General features: G+C 71.0%; 9 protein-coding genes and 1 pseudogene. 5 read left to right on the forward strand and 5 right to left on the reverse strand.

The annotated features are described in order from the left end of the window. Positions 1 to 78 precede the first annotated feature (78 nt). Both ACWF9G_RS32040 and ACWF9G_RS32045 read left to right on the forward strand, forming a co-directional pair. The gene (locus ACWF9G_RS32040) at positions 79 to 798 is read left to right on the forward strand and encodes a DUF6875 domain-containing protein (protein ID WP_452519868.1); all 720 of its coding nucleotides are present in this window, start codon (positions 79 to 81) and stop codon (positions 796 to 798) included. After that, on the forward strand, positions 795 to 14,429 hold the full coding sequence (locus ACWF9G_RS32045; RefSeq protein ID WP_452519870.1) for an amino acid adenylation domain-containing protein: 13,635 nt from the start codon (positions 795 to 797) through the stop codon (positions 14,427 to 14,429). The genes ACWF9G_RS32040 and ACWF9G_RS32045 overlap by 4 nt, the downstream gene beginning before the upstream one ends. Here the strand turns inward: ACWF9G_RS32045 and ACWF9G_RS32050 are convergent. Both ACWF9G_RS32050 and ACWF9G_RS32055 read right to left on the reverse strand, forming a co-directional pair. After that, on the reverse strand, positions 14,426 to 14,710 hold the full coding sequence (locus ACWF9G_RS32050; protein WP_452519872.1) for a GNAT family N-acetyltransferase: 285 nt from the start codon (positions 14,708 to 14,710) through the stop codon (positions 14,426 to 14,428). The two genes, ACWF9G_RS32045 and ACWF9G_RS32050, sit on opposite strands and share 4 nt — an antisense overlap. A 37-nt stretch (positions 14,711 to 14,747) precedes the next feature. After that, on the reverse strand, positions 14,748 to 16,121 hold the full coding sequence (locus tag ACWF9G_RS32055) for an FAD-binding oxidoreductase (protein WP_379309360.1): 1,374 nt from the start codon (positions 16,119 to 16,121) through the stop codon (positions 14,748 to 14,750). Between the two features lie 352 nt (positions 16,122 to 16,473). Here ACWF9G_RS32055 and ACWF9G_RS32060 point away from each other — a divergent pair, with 352 nt between their 5' ends. Together ACWF9G_RS32060 and ACWF9G_RS32065 are read left to right on the forward strand one after the other, a co-directional pair. Then, positions 16,474 to 16,809, forward strand: a complete 336-nt coding sequence (locus ACWF9G_RS32060; protein ID WP_379309359.1) for a hypothetical protein — start codon at positions 16,474 to 16,476, stop codon at positions 16,807 to 16,809. A gap of 94 nt (positions 16,810 to 16,903) precedes the next feature. Further along, on the forward strand, positions 16,904 to 17,377 hold the full coding sequence (locus tag ACWF9G_RS32065) for a GtrA family protein (protein WP_379309369.1): 474 nt from the start codon (positions 16,904 to 16,906) through the stop codon (positions 17,375 to 17,377). On the opposite strand, the gene ACWF9G_RS32070 is transcribed toward ACWF9G_RS32065, so the two are convergent. Genes ACWF9G_RS32070 through ACWF9G_RS32080 form a run of 3 tightly spaced genes read right to left on the reverse strand, consistent with a single transcriptional unit; the run spans position 17,348 to position 19,310 of the window. Beyond that, a complete protein-coding gene (locus ACWF9G_RS32070; protein ID WP_452519874.1) occupies positions 17,348 to 18,019 on the reverse strand; it encodes a Type 1 glutamine amidotransferase-like domain-containing protein in 672 nt (223 codons plus the stop codon). The two genes, ACWF9G_RS32065 and ACWF9G_RS32070, sit on opposite strands and share 30 nt — an antisense overlap. After that, a complete protein-coding gene (locus ACWF9G_RS32075; protein ID WP_379309357.1) occupies positions 18,019 to 18,861 on the reverse strand; it encodes a maleylpyruvate isomerase family mycothiol-dependent enzyme in 843 nt (280 codons plus the stop codon). The genes ACWF9G_RS32070 and ACWF9G_RS32075 overlap by 1 nt, the downstream gene beginning before the upstream one ends. Beyond that, entirely contained in the window at positions 18,858 to 19,310 is a 453-nt protein-coding gene (locus ACWF9G_RS32080; protein ID WP_379309356.1) for an HIT family protein, read from the reverse strand. Before ACWF9G_RS32080 ends, ACWF9G_RS32075 begins: the two co-directional genes overlap by 4 nt. A 409-nt stretch (positions 19,311 to 19,719) precedes the next feature. On the opposite strand from ACWF9G_RS32080, the pseudogene ACWF9G_RS32085 reads away from it, so the two are divergent. Then, positions 19,720 to 19,908: pseudogene (locus ACWF9G_RS32085) on the forward strand (NAD(P)(+) transhydrogenase (Re/Si-specific) subunit alpha); the annotation flags it as partial.

Below are 19,908 nucleotides of genomic sequence, written 5' to 3' on the forward strand. Positions count from 1 at the left end.
AATTCGAGTGGCCCAGTACTCGCGTGCTCGCTGCTGTCTCGGGGGAATGCTCTACCTCGCGATGTGGCGAGGTGAGTTATGACCGACGTAATTTCTGGAACCCGCTCAGGGATGAGCTGGCTCCCGCTGTCCAGCTCAGGGGAGGGTTCCCGGTTCACGCAGGAACTGCTCGACCGGGTCCGCACGTGGGCGCAGGGTTATCTCACCCAGCCGCTGGACGCGATCGGGCGTGAGGGCCCCGTCTGTCCGTATGTCGGCCCGTCGATGCGCCGTGACCTGATCTGGGTCGGCCGGGTCGCGGGCGCGCAACCGTGGCCCGCGTACGTGCGGCTGGTGCTCTCGGACGCGCTGGAGCTGTTCCCGAAGTTGCCGCCGGACAACGGCGGCTCCGCGGTGCTGCGCTGCCTGGTGACGGCCATGCCCGACCTGCACGACTACACGATCATCGACGACCTGCACGACGAGCTCAAGACGGAGTTCGTCGAGCGTGGACTGATGCTCGGGCAGTTCTATCCCGGCTGCACCCAGCCCGGACTCTGGAACAAGCAGTACCACCCGCTCGACGCGCCGATCCCGATGCTGGTGGTGCGCACGATGATGGCCACCGACTTCCCGTTCCTGCTGGAGCGGCCGGAGTGGATGTCGGCCTACGTCAAGAAGTTCGCACCCGGTCTGCCCGCGCATGTCCGCAGTGTGGTGGTGGGCAGGCTCATCGCCAGCGTGAACGCCGATGTGCCCGCATATCACCTCGAGGAGCAGGTACCGCAGAAGGTCAGCGCGGGGAGAAATCAGCGATGACTCGCGAATTGTCCACCGCGCCGGCGGCCGAGCCGGCCGCGGTCGAGGAGTTTCCGCTCTCACCGGCCCAGCTCGGCATGTGGTATGCCCAGCAACTCGATCCGGCGGTGCCGCTCTACGAGGCGCTGTACACCGACATGCGCGGTCCGCTCGACATCGACACCCTCATCGCGGTCTCCCAGCAGGTGAGTCGCGAGTTCGAGTCGGGCCAGCTGCGGCTGGTCGACACCGAGGACGGGCCGCACCAGGTCGTCGACCGGCGGATCGAGCTGGAAGTGTCCTATCTGGACTTCAGCGATGCCGCCGACCCCGAGTTCGAGGCGATCCGGTGGATGCGTGCCGATGTCGAGGCGCCGATCGATCTGCTCGGTGACTCTTTGGGAAAGTTCGCGCTGATCCGGATCGGACCGCAGCGGGTGCTCGGGTACTCCCGCGGCCATCACATCGCGATCGACGGCTTCGCCGCCGCGACCGAGATGTACCGGGCCGCCGAGCTCTACAACGCGGCGTTGTCCGGGCAGGATCCGCCGCCGTGCAAGGCCGCGAGCCTGCACACGGTGTACGACGCGGAGATGCGCTACCGCGGCAGCACGCGCTTCACCGCCGACGCCGACTACTGGTCGCAGCGGATCGCGGACATGCCGCGGCGGTGCAGTCTGGTCGACGCCGCCGCGCCCGCGCACGCGCTCGGCCGCGAGCACCGCGCCGAACTGTCGGCGGCGACGAAGGCGCGCCTCGACGCGGCCGCCGCGCGTTTCGATGTCGGGACGCCGGGGCTGGCGATGGCGGCGCTGGCGGTGTACTACGCGCAGGCGACCGGCACCGAAGATGTCGTGCTGAGCCTGCCGGTGTCCGGCCGCACCACGGCGGTGCTGCGCCGATCCGGCGGCATGCTGGCCAATGTGGTGCCGTTGCGGGTGCGGGTCCGGGCCGACAGCACCGTCGCCGACCTGGTCGACGCGATCCGGGTGGAAGTCTCGGGTGCGCTGCGGCATCAGCAGTTCCGGCACGAGGAGATCCGCCACGGCGAGACGAACGGCGACGCGACGGGCGGGCGCGGCCTCGTCGGTCCGGTGGTCAACATCATGCTGTTCCCCACCGACGTCGACTTCACCGATGTCGAGACGAGCCTGCACGTGCTGACCTCGGGGCCGATCGAGGACCTGTTCGTCAACTTCTATCAGCACGGCGCGAACAGCCCCATCCACGTCGACTTCACCGCCAACCCCGACCTCTACGACGCCCAGACCCTGGCCCGCCATCACCGCCGGTTCCTGGCACTGTTCGAGGCGATGATCGACGCCGCCCCGGACACCCCGGTGCGTTCGCTCGAATACTTCCTCCCCGATGAGCTGCCCCTGCGCGCGGGTCTGCGCGGTGCGCCCGCGCCGTCCCCGCGGTTGCTCGCCGATGTGCTCGACGCCGGACTCCTGACCGCTGGTCCCCTCGCGACGGCAGTGGTGTCCGGCAAGCGTGAGCTCACTTACGGTGCGCTGGACCAGGTTTCGGTCCGACTGGCCCGTCGGCTCAGCGCGGCGGGCGCCGGCCCGGAGTCCGCAGTGCTCGTGGCATTGCCGCGGTCGATGGAGTCGGTGGTCGCGTTCTGGGGCGTCGCCCGATCAGGCGCGGCGTACGTACCGGTCGGCGTGTCGAACCCGGCCGAGCGCTTGGCGACGATGGCAGCGGAATGCGGTGCGCGGCTTGGTATCACGACGTCGCGTCTGCGGGCTGACCTACCCGACACGGTCACTTGGATCGCGCTCGACGACGACGGGCTGGACGCCGACGCCGCCACGGCCACCGCCGAGTCCGCTACTGCCGACGCCGCGCCGCTGCCCCGCCCGCGGCTCGAGAATCCCGCCTACATCGTGTTCACGTCGGGCTCCACCGGCACGCCCAAAGGCGTGGTGGTGACCCACGCCGGCATCGCCACGCTGACCGCAGCGGTGCGCGACGCCTACCGGGCGGATCGGCAGTCGCGCGTATTGCACTGTCTCAACCCGAGTTTCGACGCGTCCCTGCTCGAGCTGCTGGTCGCCTTCACTGCGGGCGCGACGTTGGTGATCGCCGACGCCGACTCGGTGGCGGGCGCCGAACTCGCCGTGACTATCCGCGAGTCGTCGATCACCCACCTGTGCTCCACGCCCGCCGTGCTGACGACGCTGTCACCCGGTGCGCTCGACGGCGTGCGCGCGGTGTCCACCGGCGGTGAGGCCTGCTCGCCGGAAGTGGTGGCCCGCTTCGGACCTGGCCGCGCCCTGGTGAATTCGTACGGTCCATCGGAAACCACTGTGGCAGCGACGTTCACGGCGCCCCTCACCCCGAACATCGAGGTGGGAATCGGCTTCCCGGTACCAGGCGTCACCCTGCACGTCCTCGATCACCGCCTGCGGCCGGTACCCGCCGGTACCCCAGGCGAGCTGTACATCTCCGGCCCCGGCCTGGCTCGCGGCTACGCCGGACGCCCTGGCGCGACAGCGCAGCGCATGATCGCCGACCCCTTCGGCGCGCCCGGCAGCCGCCTCTACCGCACAGGCGACCTGGTCCGCTGGCGTGCGGTAGAGGCGACCGAGGCAATCGAAACCGAGGACGCCCCAGTCCCATCCGCCGAACCCGGGGGCCGACTGGATCGCACCGCTGACCCGGTCAGCGGGGACACTGTCAAAGCGACGGAACCGCGCGGCACCGCTGGGTCGTTCGTCCTGGAATTCGTGGGCCGCAGCGACTTCCAGGTCAAACTGCGCGGCATGCGCGTGGAGCCCGGCGAAGTCGATGCCGTGCTGACCACCTGTCCCGGTGTCGAATTCGCGGTGACCGTGGTGCGCGAGGGCGCGTCGGGCCGGGCCATGCTCGCCTCGTACGTGGTGCCGACGCACGCGGCGGCCGAGCTCGACGCCGTGGCGCTGCGGCAGTTCTGCCTGCATCGATTGCCCGCGCACCTGGTGCCGGGCACGATCACGATGCTGGACGCGCTGCCGCTGACCGGCAACGGCAAGGTCGACCGGCAAGCACTGCCCGAGCCGGACACCACGCCCACGACACCCCGGGCGGGAGCATCCGCGGTCGAGCGGGCGCTGAGCGAACTGTTCGCCGAGGTGCTCGGTGTGCCGGAGGTCGGCGCCGAGTCGTCGTTCTTCGCGCTCGGCGGCGACTCGATCCTGTCGATCCAGCTGGTGGCGCGCGGACGGTCCGCCGACCTGGTCTTCTCGGCGCGTGACGTATTCGAGCATCCCACCCCGGCCGGACTGGCCGAGGTCGTCGGCGCGCCGGGGGAGCGGACCGTGCTGGATGAAATGCCCGGCGGCGGTGTGGGTCCGGTGCCGCGGACCCCGATCGTGGACTGGCTCCTGACCCAGCCCGGCTGGCAGCGGTTCGCGCAGACGATGGTGCTGGCGCTGCCGGATGACGTCGACCGCGCCCGCCTGACGCGCACGCTGCAAGCGATCATCGACCACCACGACATGCTCCGCGTGCGGGTCGTCGACGGTGATCAGCTCGAGGTCACCTCGCCCTCGACGATCGACGCGGCCGGGATCGTCGACCACGTCGTTTGCGCCACAGCCGAGGCGATCGACCCCGCCGCCATCGCAAGGGCGACAGCGGCGACGGTCGACCGGCTCGACCCCGGCGCCGGGATCGCGCTCGCCGCCACCTGGCTCGACCCCGGCGGTCGTCCTGGCGGTCGCCTCGTGCTCGCCGCGCATCACCTCGCCGTCGACGCCGTGTCCTGGCGCATCCTGATCGCCGACCTGATGGCAGCCTGGGCCGCGGTGTCCGAGGGCGCGGCCCCGCAGCTGCCGCCGGTCGGCACCTCCCTCCGCACCTGGGCACACGCGCTCCACACCGCCGCGAGCGCCACGGAATGGACCGACGAGCTCGACTACTGGCGCGGAGTGCTCGACACCGCACAGCCGCTCCTCGGCGCTCGCCCGCTCGATCCGGCCCGCGACGTCGGATCAGCCGTCGACCGCATCGAGATCCGGATTCCCGCGCAGACCAGCGCTCCGCTGTTCAGGCACCTGCCGACGGCGCTGCGCTGCGGCATCGAGGAGGCGCTGCTCGCCGCCCTGATCGCGGCGCTGACCGAGCACCGCGGCGCGCCGGGAGCCACGCCGCTCATGCTGGAGCGGCACGGCCGCGACGAGACCGTCGTCCCCGGCGCCGACCTGTCGCGCACTGTCGGCTGGTTCACCAGTCAGTTCCCGATCGCACTCGACCTCGGCGCCGACCCCGAGCCGCTGTCCGCGGTCGCCGCGGTGAAGGAGCAGCTGCGCGCGGTGCCGCACGGCGGCTTCGGCTTCGGCCTGCTGCGCCACCTCGGCTCCGACGACCGGCTGCGGTCCGCGGACGCCCCGCAGGTCGGGTTCAACTACCTGGGCCAGATCGCGGGCACCGACGCGGGCGTCCCGTGGGTACCGGTCGACGTGACGCACCAGCTCGGCGGTGCGGTCGATGCCGAGCTGCCCGCGTCGGCGGTCATCGCCGTCGACGCGATGACCATCGACGAGCCCGATGGGCCCGTGGTGCACGCGGTGTGGCGGTTCCCGTCCGAGGTCATCACCCGCGACGAGGTGGAACATCTCGCACGGCAGTGGGTCTCGGCCCTGGAGACGATCGCACACGCCGTCGCCGAGCCGGGCGCCGGCGGACTGACGCCGTCGGATATCGCACTGGTGCCGGTCACCGCGACGCAGCTCACCGAGTGGCGGCGCCGCTACCACGCCATCGAGGACGTCTGGCCGCTCGCGCCGCTACAGCAGGGCCTGCTCTTCCACACCCGGCTCGCCGCCGGGCACGCCGACAAATACGCCGTGCAAGCCGTCTTCGAACTCGACGGCGAGGTAGATCTCGCTCGCCTCGAATCCGCCGCGACGACGCTCGCGCGCAGGCACCCCGCGTTACGCACCGCCTTCGTGACGACCGCGGACACGGCGGCACAGCTCGTGCTGGACGAGGTCACCGTGCCGTGGCAGGTGATCGAGGCCGACCCGGCCGACTGCGCCGCGATCGCCGCGCGCGAGCTGGCCCGCCCGTTCGACCCCGAACAGCCGCCGCTGCTGCGCTTCCTGTGCGTGCGCTGCGGCCCGCGCGACGTCCGCCTGATCATCACCAACCATCATCTGGTGCTCGACGGCTGGTCGATGCCGGTGCTGCTGGGTGAACTGCTCGCGCTGTACGACGCCGAGGACGTCGACCTCGGCGAACCGGTGTCGTACCTGCGGTATCTGGAGTGGCTGGGCCGCCAGGACGCGGCAGGCGCACGCGCGGCCTGGTCGGCGGCGCTGGCCGGGCTGACCGGTCCCACGCTGATCACGGCGGTCCGCGCCCCACTCGACCGCGATGGTGAACCCGGCGAGCTGCGCAGGGAGGTGCCGCTGGCGCAGGACATCGCCGCCGCGCTCACCCGGCACCGCACCGAACTCGGCGTCACCATGAACACGGTCGTGCAGACCGCGTGGGCGCTGCTGCTGGCCGAACTGACCGGGCACACCGACGTGGTCTTCGGCGCCACCGTGTCCGGTCGTCCGCCGGACCTGCCCGGAGCGGAACGGATCGTCGGCATGCTGGTCAACACCGTTCCGGTGCGGATCGCCCTTGTCCCGGACGAGCCCGTCGGGGAACTGCTGGCCCGCGTCCAGCGCGAGCAGGGTGTTCTCGTGGACCGGAACATCTTGGGACTCAACGAGATCCAGGCGCTCGCCGGGGTCGGTCCGCTGTTCGACACCAGCATGGTCTTCGAGTCGTATCCGATGGACGTCGAGGCACTGCGGTCGGCCTCCGAGCACGCGCGCCTGCGGATCCGCGACTTCCACGGCCGCGACGGCACGCACTATCCGCTGTGCCTGTCCGCGGAGGCACGCGAGGGACTGCGGCTCCACCTCACCTGCTCGGACAGGTATTTCGACGACGCCGAGGCCACCGTGCTGGCGAATCGGCTGGCCCGCATCGTCGCCCGGCTCGCGGATCCGGCACTGCCGGTAGCCGCGGTGCGTGGCGTCGACGGGGCCGAGGTCGTCCGGACCGCGCCGCCGTCGGTGCGGCTGCTGCCCGAGCTGCTCACCGCGGGGGTGCGCACCGGCGCGATCGCCGTCGTCGGGGACGGCGCGGAGCTCGGATACACCGAGCTCGACGAGCGGTCGAATCGACTGGCGCACACCCTGATCGCCGCGGGCGCGGGCCCCGACGGCGCCGTGCTGATCGCCGCGCCACGCTCACCGGAATGGCTGCTCGCCGCGTGGGCGATCGCCAAGTCCGGTGCGGCGTTCGTCCCGATCGACATCGACCATCCGGCCGAGCGCGTCGCCACCGTCGCGCACGACTGCCGTGCCCGCCTCGGCATTACGATCGCCGCGCACCGGAAGACGTTGCCCGACACCGTGTCCTGGCTGGTCATCGATGACGAGCCCGCGGCGGACAGAGTGGCGGCCCGCTCCGCGGGACCGGTGACCGACGCCGAACGGGTCCGTCCACTGCACCCGGGGCATCCCGCCTACCTGATCTACACCTCCGGCTCGACCGGTGCCCCCAAGGGCGTGATGGTGACCCACGCCGGTCTCAGCGGACTGGTCGACGGCGTCTCCGAACGCCTGCGCCCCGCTCCCGGCGACCGCCTCCTGCTGTGCATGAACCCGGCCTTCGACGCCTCGATCCTGGTGTGGCTGACCGGCTTCCACGCCGGTGCCACGCTGGTGGTAGCGCCGCCGCGGGCCACGGCGGGCGAACCGCTCGCCGAGGTCGTCGCCACCAACGCGGTCACCCACCTGATCGCGCCGCCCGCGGTCCTCACCACCTTGCCCACCGCCGCCGTCGCCGGGGTGCGCACGATCGTGACCGGCGGCGAAGCCTGCCCGCCCGAGCTGGTCGCGCGACTGAGCGACGGACGGACGATGCTCAACTCCTACGGTCCGGCCGAGTCGACCGTGGCGGTGACAGTGAGCGCCCCGCTGGTCAAGGACGACGCGGACGAGCTCGGTGCGCCGCTGCCGGGGTGCGGCCTCGCGGTCCTGGACCGGTGGCTGCGGCCCGTGCCGCCCGGCGCGGTCGGCGAGCTGTATCTGATGGGCCCCGGCCTGGCTCGCGGATACGCGGGCGCGGTCGCGCGCACCGCGGAACGCTTCGTGCCCAACCCGTTCGGCGCTCCCGGCGAGCGCATGTACCGCACCGGCGACCTGGTGCGCCGGACATCGACGACCCGCCTGAGTTACATCGGGCGCAACGACTCGCAGACCAAGCTGCACGGAATCCGGGTGGAGCCGGGTGAAGTCGACGCGGCGCTGCTCGCGGCTCCCGGTGTCGCGCTGGCCGTGACCGTGCCGCGGCGCGGTCCGAAGGGCGAGCAGACCCTGGCGTCGTACGCCGCCCCCGTCGACGGTGTCGAGCTGACCCCGACCGCGCTGCGCGAGTTCCTGGTGCGGCGGCTGCCCCGGCACCTGGTGCCCGCGACGGTCACGGTGCTGGCCGCGCTGCCGGTCACCGGCAACGGCAAGGTCGATGTGCGCGCCCTGCCCGAACCGCACCACACGGTGGCGCCCTACGTCGCGCCGGTCGGTACGGAACGGCTGGTGGCGCGGGCCTACGCGGCGGTGCTCGAGCACCCCGAGGTCGGCGCGGACGACGACTTCTTCGCCCTCGGCGGCGACTCGCTGTCGGCGACGCGGGTAGCCGCCCGGCTCGGCGCCGAACTCGGCGTCGAGGTGCCGGTGCGGCTGCTGTTCGAAGCGCCGACCGTGCACGGCCTGGCCGCCCGGCTCGACAGCGACACCATGCTCCCCGCAGCGCTCGGCGGCCCGAGCGCCGGTCCGCGCCCCGAACGGATTCCGCTCGCGCCCGCGCAGCGGCGCATGTGGTTCGTCAACCAGTACGACCCGTCCTCGGGCGCCTACAACGTCCCCGCCGTCCTACGGCTGACGGGCCGGCTCGACCTCGCCGCGCTGCGGGCGGCGCTGACCGATGTGGTGAGCCGCCACGAGGCGCTGCGCACCATGTACCCCGATCACGACGGCATCGGCTACCAGGTCGTCGTCGCACCGGCGGAACTCGGCGGCCACCTCGAGGCGATCGATAGCACCGCCGCCGACCTACCCGCCGCGGTTCTCGCCTGCGTCACCGAGGGTTTCGACGTCGCCGCCGCGGTCCCGCTGCGGGTGCGGCTGTTCCAGCTCGGCCCCGAGGAACACGTGCTGGCCGTGGTGGTCCATCACATCAGTGCCGACGGCTACTCGATGGGCACGCTGGCACGCGATGTGATGTCCGCCTACACCGCCCGCGTGGCAGGCACCGCACCCCGATGGCCGGAGCACGCGGTGCAGTTCGCGGATTACACGCTCTGGCAACGAGATCGGCTCGGCAATGCCGACGAACCGGATTCGCTTGCCGCCCGGCAGCTGGCGTACTGGACCGAAACCCTGGCCGGTTTGCCGGACCGGCTCGAGCTGCCCGCCGACCGGCCGAGGCCCGCCGTCGCGTCGCTGCGCGCGGGCACCGTCGCGCGCACACTGGAACCGGACCTGCGTACCGGGCTGGAACACCTTGCCGCACAGCGGCACTGCTCGCTGTTCATGGTGTTGCACAGCGCACTCGCCGTGCTGTTCGCCCGGCTCGGCGGCACCCCCGACGTCGCCGTCGGCACCCCGGTCGCCGGCCGCGGTGTCGCCGAACTCGACGACGTGGTCGGCATGTTCGTCAACACCGTCGTGCTGCGCACCGAGGTGCCCGCCGCGCTGCCGTTCACCGACCTGCTCGACCGCGTGCGCCGCACCGACCTCGACGCCTTCGCCCACGTCGAGGTCCCCTTCGAACAACTCGTCGACCTGCTCGAACCCACTCGCTCGGCGGCCCGGCACCCGCTGATCCAGGCCATGCTGGTCTTCCAGAATCTCGGCCACACCGAGATCGCCCTGCCCGGCCTCCACGTCGAGGCGGTGGACCTCGACCAGCAGAGCCTGCGATTCGACCTGAGTGTCACGGTAGGCGACGACGCCGCGGACGGGCTGTCGGTCCGCTTCGGCTACGCCACCGACCTTTTCGACGCGGACACCGCGGCGGGGTTCGCCGACCGCTGGCTCTCCCTGTTGCGCGCGGTGGTGGCGAATCCCGATGTGCCGGTGGGCGATATCGATCTGCTCGCCCCACCCGAGCACGCGGCACTGCCCGGCACGGCACTACCCGCCGTCACCGCACCCGCCGTCCTCCCCGACCTGCTGGCCACCGCCGTCACCACGAACCCGAACGGCATCGCGATCATCGACGGGTCGACCAGGCTCACCTACCGCGAACTCGACGAACGCTCGAACCGCCTGGCCCGCACGCTGATCCAAGCCGGAGCAGGCCCGGAGAACCTGATCGTCATCGCCATCCGCCGCAGCGCCGAACAGATCCTCGCGGTCTGGGCCGTAGGCAAAACCGGCGCCGCGTTCGTCCCGGTCGACCCCGCCTACCCCGCCGAACGCATCGCCCAAATCCTGACCGACTCCGGTGCATCCCTCGGCATCACCACCACCGAGGCCGAATCGATCCGCCCGTGGACCGACGCCGAGCGTCCCGATGCCACACCTGCGGGTGCCGGGCAGGCGGATGGTGGGCTGGCGGACACCGCGTTTGGCGATGCCGCAGCGGTCGGTGCGGTGCAGGCCGACACCGTGCCCTCGGCCGCCAGGCGCGTGCGCTGGTTGGTGCTGAACGACCCAGCCTTCGCGCAGCAGCATGCCACCACGTCGAACGCGCCGATCGATCCCGGCGAACGCCACGCGACACCGCAACCCGCGCACCCGGCGTACGTCATCTTCACCTCCGGGTCCACCGGCCGCCCCAAGGGCGTGGTGGTCACGCACGTGGGTCTGGCGAATCTGGTTGCCGCGCAACGGGAACGGCTGGGCACCACGAGCGAATCGCGGGTGCTGCACGTCGCCTCGCCCAGCTTCGACGCCGCGGTGCTGGAACTGCTGATGGCCGCGGGTGCAGGCGCGACGCTGGTGGTCGCCGGACCGACCGCGTTCGGTGGCGCCGAACTGGGTGACCTGCTCGCCCGCGAACGGGTCACCCACATCGCGCTCACCCCGTCGGCACTCGCTTCGGTGGACACCGTGGCACACGAGGACCTGCGGGCGATCATCACCGGCGGCGAACCGTGCCCGCCGGAACTGGTGCAGCGGTGGGCCGCGCCGGGCCGCGTGCACTTCAACGACTACGGCCCCACCGAGGCCACCATCTGGGCCACCGGGGCGGGCCCGCTCGTTCCCGGTGCCGAGATCACCATCGGCACAGCGGTTCCCGGCCTGGCCGCGCTCGTGCTCGACGAGCGACTTCACCCCGTACCCGACGGCGTCGCGGGCGAACTGTATCTGGCCGGACCCGCACTCGCCCGCGGCTACCACGGTCGCCCCGACCTCACCACCGCGCGTTTCGTCGCCGACCCGTTCGGCGTCCCGGGCGAGCGGATGTATCGCACCGGTGATCTCGTGCGCAGGCGCGCGCCGGGCCTCGAGTACCTTGGCCGCTCCGATCTTCAGGTGAAGCTGCGTGGTCTGCGCATCGAACCGGGCGAGATCGAAGCGGCGTTCACCGCCGACCCCGCGGTGCACCAGGCCGTGGTCACCGTCCACACCGATGCCGCGCTCGGCGAACTGCTCGTCGCCTACCTGGTGCCGGAGCGAACGGCCGAGTTCGACCTCGATTCCGTGAAAGAGGCACTGGTGCAGCGACTTCCGTCCTATATGGTGCCCACCGCGATCGTCGTCCTCGACGCCCTGCCGCGCACCGACAACGGCAAACTCGACCGCCGCGCGCTGCCCGCCCCCGACATCAGGTCCGGCCGGTTCCGCGCCCCCGTCACCCCGACCGAACGGACGGTGGCCGACACCTTCGCCGAGCTGCTCGGCGTCCCGAAAGTCGGCCTGGACGACAACTTCTTCGCCCTCGGCGGCAACTCCCTGACCGCGACCAGGATCGCGGCACGCCTCGGCGCCGCCCTCGACGCCCGCATCCCGGTCCGCGTGGTCTTCGACTCGCCGACTGTGGCTGAACTGGCCGCCGCCGTACGCACCGCGGCCACCCCACCCGGCCCCCGACCCGGCCCCCGCCGACGCCCCGAAAGGATCCCGCTCTCGGCAGCGCAGCGGCGCATGTGGTTCCTCAACCGGTACGACCCCGCCTCGCCCGCCCACAATGTGCCGATCGCACTGGCGGTCGAGGGCGAGCTCGACGTGACGGCGCTGCAAGCCGCGGTGATGGATGTGGTGGCCCGCCACGAATCCCTGCGCACCGTGTACCCGGTCGACGCCGACGGTGAGCCGTACCAGGACGTCCGTGCCGTCGCCGAGGCCGCTGTGCCGATCCGGGTGACTCCCATCGAGCCGGAACAGGTCAGGGACCGGGTCGCCACCGAGATCGGCCAGGGATTCGACCTCACCACCGAACTACCCTTGCGCGCCCAGCTGTTCCGGATCGATCACGACCGCTGGGTGCTGGTGGCGACCCTGCATCACATCGCCTCCGACGGCTGGTCGGTGGCGCCACTGTCCCGCGACGTGCTGGTGGCCTACGCGGCCCGCCGGTCGGGCGCGGCGCCCACCTGGACGCCACTGCCGTTGCAATACCCCGACTACGCGCTGTGGCAGCACGAACTACTCGGCGACGAGGACGATCCCGGCAGCGTCTCGCACCGGCAACTGGATTACTGGCGCACCACGCTAGCCGGACTGCCCGAGGTCTCGATGCTGCCCAGCGACCACCCGCGTCCCGCGGTGCTCACCCACCGTGCGGGACTGACGGAATTCGACATCGACCCCACGATCCAAGTGCGGCTGCGCGAACTGGCCCGGTGGCATGGTGTGAGCGTGTTCATGGTGGCTCACGCCGTGCTGGCGGTGCTGCTGGCCCGGCTGTCGGACACCACCGACGTGGCCATCGGCTCGGTCATCGCGGGCCGCGGCGACGGCGATCTCGACGACCTCGTCGGCATGTTCGTCAACACGCTCGTGCTGCGCAGCCACGTCCACCCCGAGGCCACCTTCGACACCCTGCTCGCCGCGACCAAGGACGGCGACCTGGACGCGTTCGGCAACGCCGACATCCCCTTCGAACGGCTGGTCGAGGTGATGGCACCCACCCGATCCACCTCCTACCACCCGCTGTTCCAGGTGCTGCTCGTCTTCCAGAACTTCGATCGCGAGGCGGTGGCACTACCAGGCCTGCGGGTCGACCCGCTCGACATGCCGCCGGTCGGCGCGAAATTCGACCTCGAGTGGATGCTGGCCGAGAACTTCGGCCCCGACGGCACGCCTGCCGGTATGTCCGGGACGCTCACCTTCTCCCGCGACCTGTTCGAGGAGACCACCGCGCGGACACTGGCGCACCGGTTCGTCGACCTGCTCGACGCGCTCACCGCCGACCCGGGCCGCGTCCTCGGCGAACTCGACGTCACCGCGCCGCCGGGAACCATCGTGCATCCCGTCGTACGCGCGCCGGAACACCGCGCCGACCTGCCCTATCGGCCGCCGGTCACCCCCGTCGAGGAGGCCGTCGTCGCCGCGTTCGAGTCCGTCCTCGGCGTCGAGCGGATCGGCTTGGACGACAACTTCTTCGAACTCGGCGGCACCTCCATGATCGCGGTCCGGCTGGTCGCCCAGATCCGTGACCGGCTCGATGTCGCGATGCCGGTGCAGTGGATGTTCGGCGACCCGACGCCCGGCGCGCTCGCCCAGCGCATCACCACCGGGGACGCGGTCGACCCGGCCCTGCGGACCCTGGTGCCGCTGCGCGCGGGCGGCACCGGTCCCGCGCTGTTCTGCGTGCACCCCGCGATCGGCGTGGCCTGGTGCTACGCGGGCCTGCCCGGCCACCTCGATCCCGGTTTCCCGGTCTACGGCCTGCAATCGCCCGGTATCGCGACCGAGCAACCCGATCGGCCGCTGCGGGACCGGGTCGCCCGCTACGCCGACGAGATCCAGGCGATCCAGCCCGCCGGACCGTACCGGCTGCTCGGCTACTCCGCGGGCGGGCCGATCGCGCACGCCATCGCGGTCGAACTCCAGCACCGCGGCGCCGAGGTCGACGCGCTGACCATCCTCGACGGCCGCGCCGATGTCGACCCGGCCGGTGCCGCCGAACTGCCGTCGCCGGAGGTGCTGCTCGCCGAGTTCGGCGGCATCGACCCGGCGCTGCTCGACGGCGACCGGTCGGCCGAACACGCCGCCGAACTCTTGCGCGCCGGGGCCGCCGGCGCTGCTCCCGATCGAATCGCGCCGCCAGCGTTGTCGGCCGATTCCGCGGCGGATCGGTACACCGCCGCACCGCTGCCCGGCGTCGACAATGACGTCGACGCCGGCACCGGTAACCCGATGCCGGGTCTGCTCGGCGCGCTCACCGCGGCGGATCTACAGCGGCTCTACGCCGACTACCAGCAGATCGTGCGCGAGGCGGCCGAGTACGAACCCGGGATCTTCGACGGTGATCTGCTGTTCTTCAGCAGCACCACCGCCCGCCCCGGCTACCAAGCCAACGCCGACACCTGGCGCCCCTACGTCAGCGGCGAGATCATCGACAACCGGACCGGCCACGAACACAACCGGCTCACCGGCCCGGACGCGTTCGCCGTGATCGGCCCGATCCTGGCCCGCTATCTGCGCGGTTAAGCCACCAGGTCGGCGTATTCGCGGTGCTCGGCGACGTACTTCTCGACGTACCAGCAGGTCGGGACGATGTGGTAGCCGTTGGCGCGGGAATCACGCAGGGCGTACTCGACGACCTCGGCCGCGACCCCACGGCCACGGAATTCGGGGAAGGTCATGGTGTGGTGGAAGTCGCGGACCTTCGGATCCTCGCGTTCGGCGTAGTCGGCGTAGCCGGCGAGGACGCCGTCGAGGTAGATCTCGAAACGAGTGTCGGCGACGTTGTGCTCGAGCCTGGTGGTCATACCGGATGCTAACCCGGCGGCCAGGCCCGATGTTCCACTAGATGACCGCGCCGGGATTGAGGATGCCCTCCGGGTCGAGAGCGTCCTTGATGCGGCGGGTCAGCGCCATGACCTCGGGGCCGACCTGGTCGGGCAGCCACGCCTTCTTCAAACGCCCGACGCCGTGCTCGCCGGTGATCGTGCCGCCGAGCGCGATGGCCAGGTCCATGATCTCGCCGAACGCGCGGTGCGCGCGGGCGGTGTTGTCGGGGTCGGTGGGGTCGTGCACGATCAGCGGGTGGGTGTTGCCGTCGCCCGCGTGCGCGATCAGCGACACCAGCACGTCGTTGCGTTCCCCGATGGCGGTGATGCCGGTGATCAGGTCACCGAGCCGGGGCAGCGGCACGCCGACGTCCTCGAGCAGCAGCGGCCCGATCCGTTCCACCGCGGGAATCGCGAATCGCCGTGCGGCGGTGAAGGCTTCGCCCTCGGCGGGATCCTCGGTATCGAAAACCTCGGTCGCCCCGGCCTTCTCGCACAGCGACACCATCAGCTTCGCCTCGTGCGCGGCGAACTCGCCCGGCGCGTCCGAACGGGCGACCAGCAGCGCGGCGGCGGTGCGGTCAAGCCCCATCCGCATCTCGTCCTCGACGGCGTTGATCGCCACCGTGTCCATGAATTCGAGCATGGCGGGACGCAAGGTCGAGGTGATGGCCAGGATGGCGTCGGTGGCCGCGGTGAGCGAGCCGAAACTCGCGACGACGGTCGCCTGCGGCGGCTGCGCGGGCAGCAGCCGCAGGGTGAGCTCGGTGATCACCCCGAGCGTGCCCTCGCTGCCGACGAACAGCTTGGTCAGCGACAGCCCGGCCGAGTCCTTCAACCGCGGCCCGCCGAGGCGCACCACGGTCCCGTCGGCGAGCACGACCTCCATGCCGAGCACGTAGTCGGTGGTGACGCCGTATTTCACACAGCACAGCCCGCCCGCGTTGGTCGCCGCGTTGCCGCCGATCGAGCACATCTCGAACGAGGACGGATCGGGCGGATACCACAGCCCTTCCGCCGCGACGGCCCGCTTGACCTCGGCGTTGAGCAGCCCCGGCTGCACCACGGCCGTCCGGGTGACCGCGTCGACGCGGATCTCCCGCATCAACTCGGTGCTCAGCACGATCCCGCCGTCCACCGCGGTCGCCCCGCCGGACAACCCCGACCCGGCCCCGCGCGGCACGACGGGCACCCGCCGGTCGTGCGCCCACCGGAGGGTGGCGACCACATCCGCGGTACCGCGCGCCCGCACCACCGCGAGCGGCGTCCCCGCGTCGGGATCACGCGCCCAATCCTGCCGGTACCCCGCCAGCAGATCGGGATCGATGACCACCGCCCCCTCGGACACCGCGGAAATCAACGCATCGAGGTCAACCCTGCTCTCGTCCACACGTCAACGCTAACCCGCGCCACCCGCCTCGCGCGGGCACTCGCGAAGGTCGATTGATCAGCGCTCTGGTGCGGGTACCGGCCGGGAAGCGACCGCCACCCGAGCGTGGTGATCATCTGACCAGTTTCGTGCCGGTGCGATGTGTTGCCGACCAAGTGAATTTCCGCATGACTGTGATCCCGCGCGTTCGGTTGGTGTATACGGCGTCCAACCCGTCACAATGGCCCATAACGGGTGTGATCGACAGCGATTCGCCCGGCGCGTTTCGAATTCCGCTCTACGGTGCGCCCGCTCGCGCATCGCATCAACCGACGCACCGCGTCGCACCGTATTTCGCCGGGAGGGCCGGAAGATGAAGGAACCGCAGGACCGCAGCGCATTGGTCGGAGCCCTGCTGGCCGCCGAGTACGCCGACGCGGGGATCGACCCCGACGCGATGGATCGTGTCCACGCGGGCGTGCACGAGGAATGGCTGTCGGCGCTGGAGGCGACCGGGATGTTCGGTATCCGCGCGCTGGCCGAGATCGCCGCCGAGTGGGCCGCCGATCCGCGCCAGCTGCGCGACGCTCTCCTGTCCGAGGCGGACGAGTTCACCCGCCGACGCTGCCTGGCCACGTGGACCACGCTCGACCGCGGTCCGGCCGAGCCCGCCGCCGCGCAGGCACAGGCTGTTGCCCTGCCGCACTGAGCACCGACTCACCCGTTTGCCGTCCGCTCACCTCGGCGTCATCTCACGCTGGCAGGCTGGCCCCGTGGAGCAGCGCGAGTGTGTCACCGACTCGATGGCCGACCGGTTCACCCGCTGGTGCGAGGCCGTCGTGGCCCGGCTGCCGTTCGGGCTGAACCGGTACGTGCCCGCGACCCTTCTCGGCTTCGCGCTGATCAACAGCTTCACCTTCGGCGTCGACCTGCTGCTGCTGACGCTGCTGCACGAGGCACTCGACCTGCCCGTCTGGCTGTCGATCAGCCTGGCCTACATCGTCGCGTTCGGCCTCGCCTTCCTGCTCAACCGCACCTTCAACTTCCACTCGCACGCCCCGATGGGCAAGCAGGCCGCGGTCTACGCGGTCGTGGTGGGAGTCAACTACCTGGCGTTCATCCTCGGCGTCGGCTCCGGGTTGAGCGCGCTCGGCGTGGAATACCACGTGGCGCGGCTGCTGGCGGGCGCCTGCGAAGCGGTGTACATGTACTGCGCGATGCGCTGGATCGTATTCCGGCGCAAGCGATCAGCGGATCCGGTCGACGCCGGTCGATGACCGGCCGCGCAGCACCTCGGTCCGATCGCCGTCCACCAGGACGACATCGTCGTCGGTGAGCGCCCAGTGCGCGACGCCCTCGGTTCGGCAGCGCGCCAGCATCTTCGCCGCCTCGCCGTCCGGATCGGTGGGCGAGTCGAGATGGACGACCAGCCGCCGATCCACCAATCCCAGTCCGTCCCATCGCGGTTCGACACCGGTGGCGGGCAGCACCTCGGCGGGATCGTCCATCGTCTCCAGCCCGTGCAGATCGGGCCCGAGCAGACAGGCGCCCGCGCTGTAGCCCGCGTAGACCAGTGCGTCCTCGCGCAGCAGCTCGGGCAGCACGGAATCGGCTCCGCTGCGGGCGAATTGGGCCCGCAGCACGAAGGTGTTCCCGCCGCGCACCCACACCATGGCGAACTCGCGCAACCGCCGCTCGAGCTGACCCGGCTGCCCGGCATAGTCGCGCAGGTCGACCACCTCGGGCGAATAGCCGTGCTGCCGTAGCGGGTTCACATCACTGGTGACCGCCGACGACCAGGCGTCGGGCCACGCGTCGAAGGCATTCGGGATCACCGCCACCCGGCCGGGTGTGCCGACGAGCCCGGCGAGCCGGTCGGCGAAGGCGCCGAACCGGTAGGACGCCAGGAACAGCCGCATCAGATGGTGAAGGCCAGGTTCTGCACCAGTCGCTCACCGAGGGCCGTGTCACCCGAGACGGTGACCGCGTCCCGGTGCGCGGCAGCGGTGGTCCGCCCGCCACGCAACCGCGCGAACAACCCGGAGTCCATGCTGATCACGGCGGTCGGTTCGCCCTCGGGCGCGTCGAGCACCGCGCCGCGCCCGTCGACCACCGCGAGGTGGATCTGCCGGGTGACGGGTCCGCTGAGGTCGATGGTGATCCGCGAACCGTCCGGCGCCTTCGCGCCCTTCACCACGGCCCGGCCAAGGCCGAGGGTGAGCTCGGTGAACGCGGTCTCCGCGCGCCCGCCGCCCTCGGGCACCGTGCGGCCGATCCCGTCGGCCAGGTCGAGTTCGTGCATCCAGCAGTCGAACAGCCGCACCCGCATGAACCGCCCGTAGGGAACCTGCCCGACCGGCGACACCGTCGGCGTCTGCCAGGCCTGCTCGTCCATCGCGGCCAGCGCCGCGCGCCTGCGGTCGGTCACCTCGTCGAACAGGGCGAGCAGGCGCTTGCCGGAGAGCGGGCGCAACCGGTCGACCCAGATCTCGTTGAGCACGGCGACCTCGTTGCGCACGTGCGGCAGCGTCCGCACGTCGGTCTTGGGGCGCAACGGGTCATGCGGCGGCGGGGTATCGCCGAGCAGCCACGACTCGGTGCCGATCACGTGGGCGACCACGTCGAACAGTGTCCAGCCGGGTAGTGGGGACGGCTTGCGCCACGACTTCTCGTCGAGGTCGGCGACCAGGATCCCGATGGCCTCCCACTGCTGGGAGAGCAGGTCGGTGAGCTGCTCGCGATCGGGCGTGCGGTCGGTCATCCCTGTGCTCCTTCTGCTTCGCTCTGGTCGAGCGCGGTGATGCCGGCACGGATCGCCGCTGCGGTCGCATTCGGTTCGTGCGGCCTGCGCAGCAGAAAGCCCTTGGCGAAACTGAGTTTGTCACCGTGCTTGCGCGGCACCACGTGCAGGTGGACGTGGCCGACGGTCTGGAAGGCCGCTGTGCCGTCGTTGAGAACGAGATTGGCGCCGTCGCTGGCCAGGCCGCTGCGGCGCAGGGCGCGCGCGAGCCGGTGACCGGTGCGGAAGATCGTCGCACCGAGTTCGGGATCGAGATCGTCGAGTTCGGTGGCGTGCTGTTTGGGAACGACCAGCGTGTGCCCGCGGGTGATCGGCCGGATGTCGAGGAACGCGCACACCGCGTCGTCCTCGTAGACCTTGGTCGCCGGTGCGGCACCGGCCACGATCCGGCAGAAGACGCAGTCGTTCACAGCTCCGACCCTACGGTGTGGCCCAGGTCGCGCAACAGTCCGAACCATGCACCGGCATGACACGCGTCACGTTCGCCCGCCGAACAGGTCATTCGACCAGGATTCGGACGTCCAGGTAAGTACCCCACTCGCACGTGCGGTCTTGTCCGGCCCTACCTGCGGCGACGAATCTGATCGACGACGCGAGCTCGCGTCCGCCGGGCGGAAAGGTCGTCAACTTGGCGAAACGGGTCGGCTCTGTCCGATTTCCCAGTGGGCGGTCCAGCTCTCCGATGTGACGGGCATCTCCGCTAGGCTCACCGCGAGCCGAGTACAGTTGCGAGGATTTAAGCCGATATTACTCGTAGGTAACTTCGGCTGACCCCGTTGTTCCCAGGCTCGAAGCCAGCACGAAAAGGAAGTCTGACTAGTGGAGACAACGCACAACGTTGGCGAGGGTTCGCCGCGCGGCGCGCGTGTCGGAGTCGTTCGCGAGTCCGGCGCGGGTGAGCGGCGGGTCGCCTTGGTGCCCAAGATCATCCCCGCCCTGTCCAAGCAGGGTGTCGAGGTGGTCGTGGAAGCCGGTGCCGGCCTCGGTGCCCTCATCCCCGACGCGGCC

This window comes from Nocardia sp. NPDC055029 (assembly GCF_053608525.1).

Excerpts from the sequence above, each read along its gene's own strand:
- ACWF9G_RS32050 (WP_452519872.1), bottom strand. The coding sequence starts at position 14,710 with ATGACCACCAGGCTCGAGCACAACGTCGCCGACACTCGTTTCGAGATC.
- ACWF9G_RS32045 (WP_452519870.1), top strand. The coding sequence starts at position 795 with ATGACTCGCGAATTGTCCACCGCGCCGGCGGCCGAGCCGGCCGCGGTC.
- ACWF9G_RS32060 (WP_379309359.1), top strand. The coding sequence starts at position 16,474 with ATGAAGGAACCGCAGGACCGCAGCGCATTGGTCGGAGCCCTGCTGGCC.
- ACWF9G_RS32065 (WP_379309369.1), top strand. The coding sequence starts at position 16,904 with ATGGCCGACCGGTTCACCCGCTGGTGCGAGGCCGTCGTGGCCCGGCTG.
- ACWF9G_RS32075 (WP_379309357.1), bottom strand. The coding sequence starts at position 18,861 with ATGACCGACCGCACGCCCGATCGCGAGCAGCTCACCGACCTGCTCTCC.
- ACWF9G_RS32070 (WP_452519874.1), bottom strand. The coding sequence starts at position 18,019 with ATGCGGCTGTTCCTGGCGTCCTACCGGTTCGGCGCCTTCGCCGACCGG.
- ACWF9G_RS32040 (WP_452519868.1), top strand. The coding sequence starts at position 79 with ATGACCGACGTAATTTCTGGAACCCGCTCAGGGATGAGCTGGCTCCCG.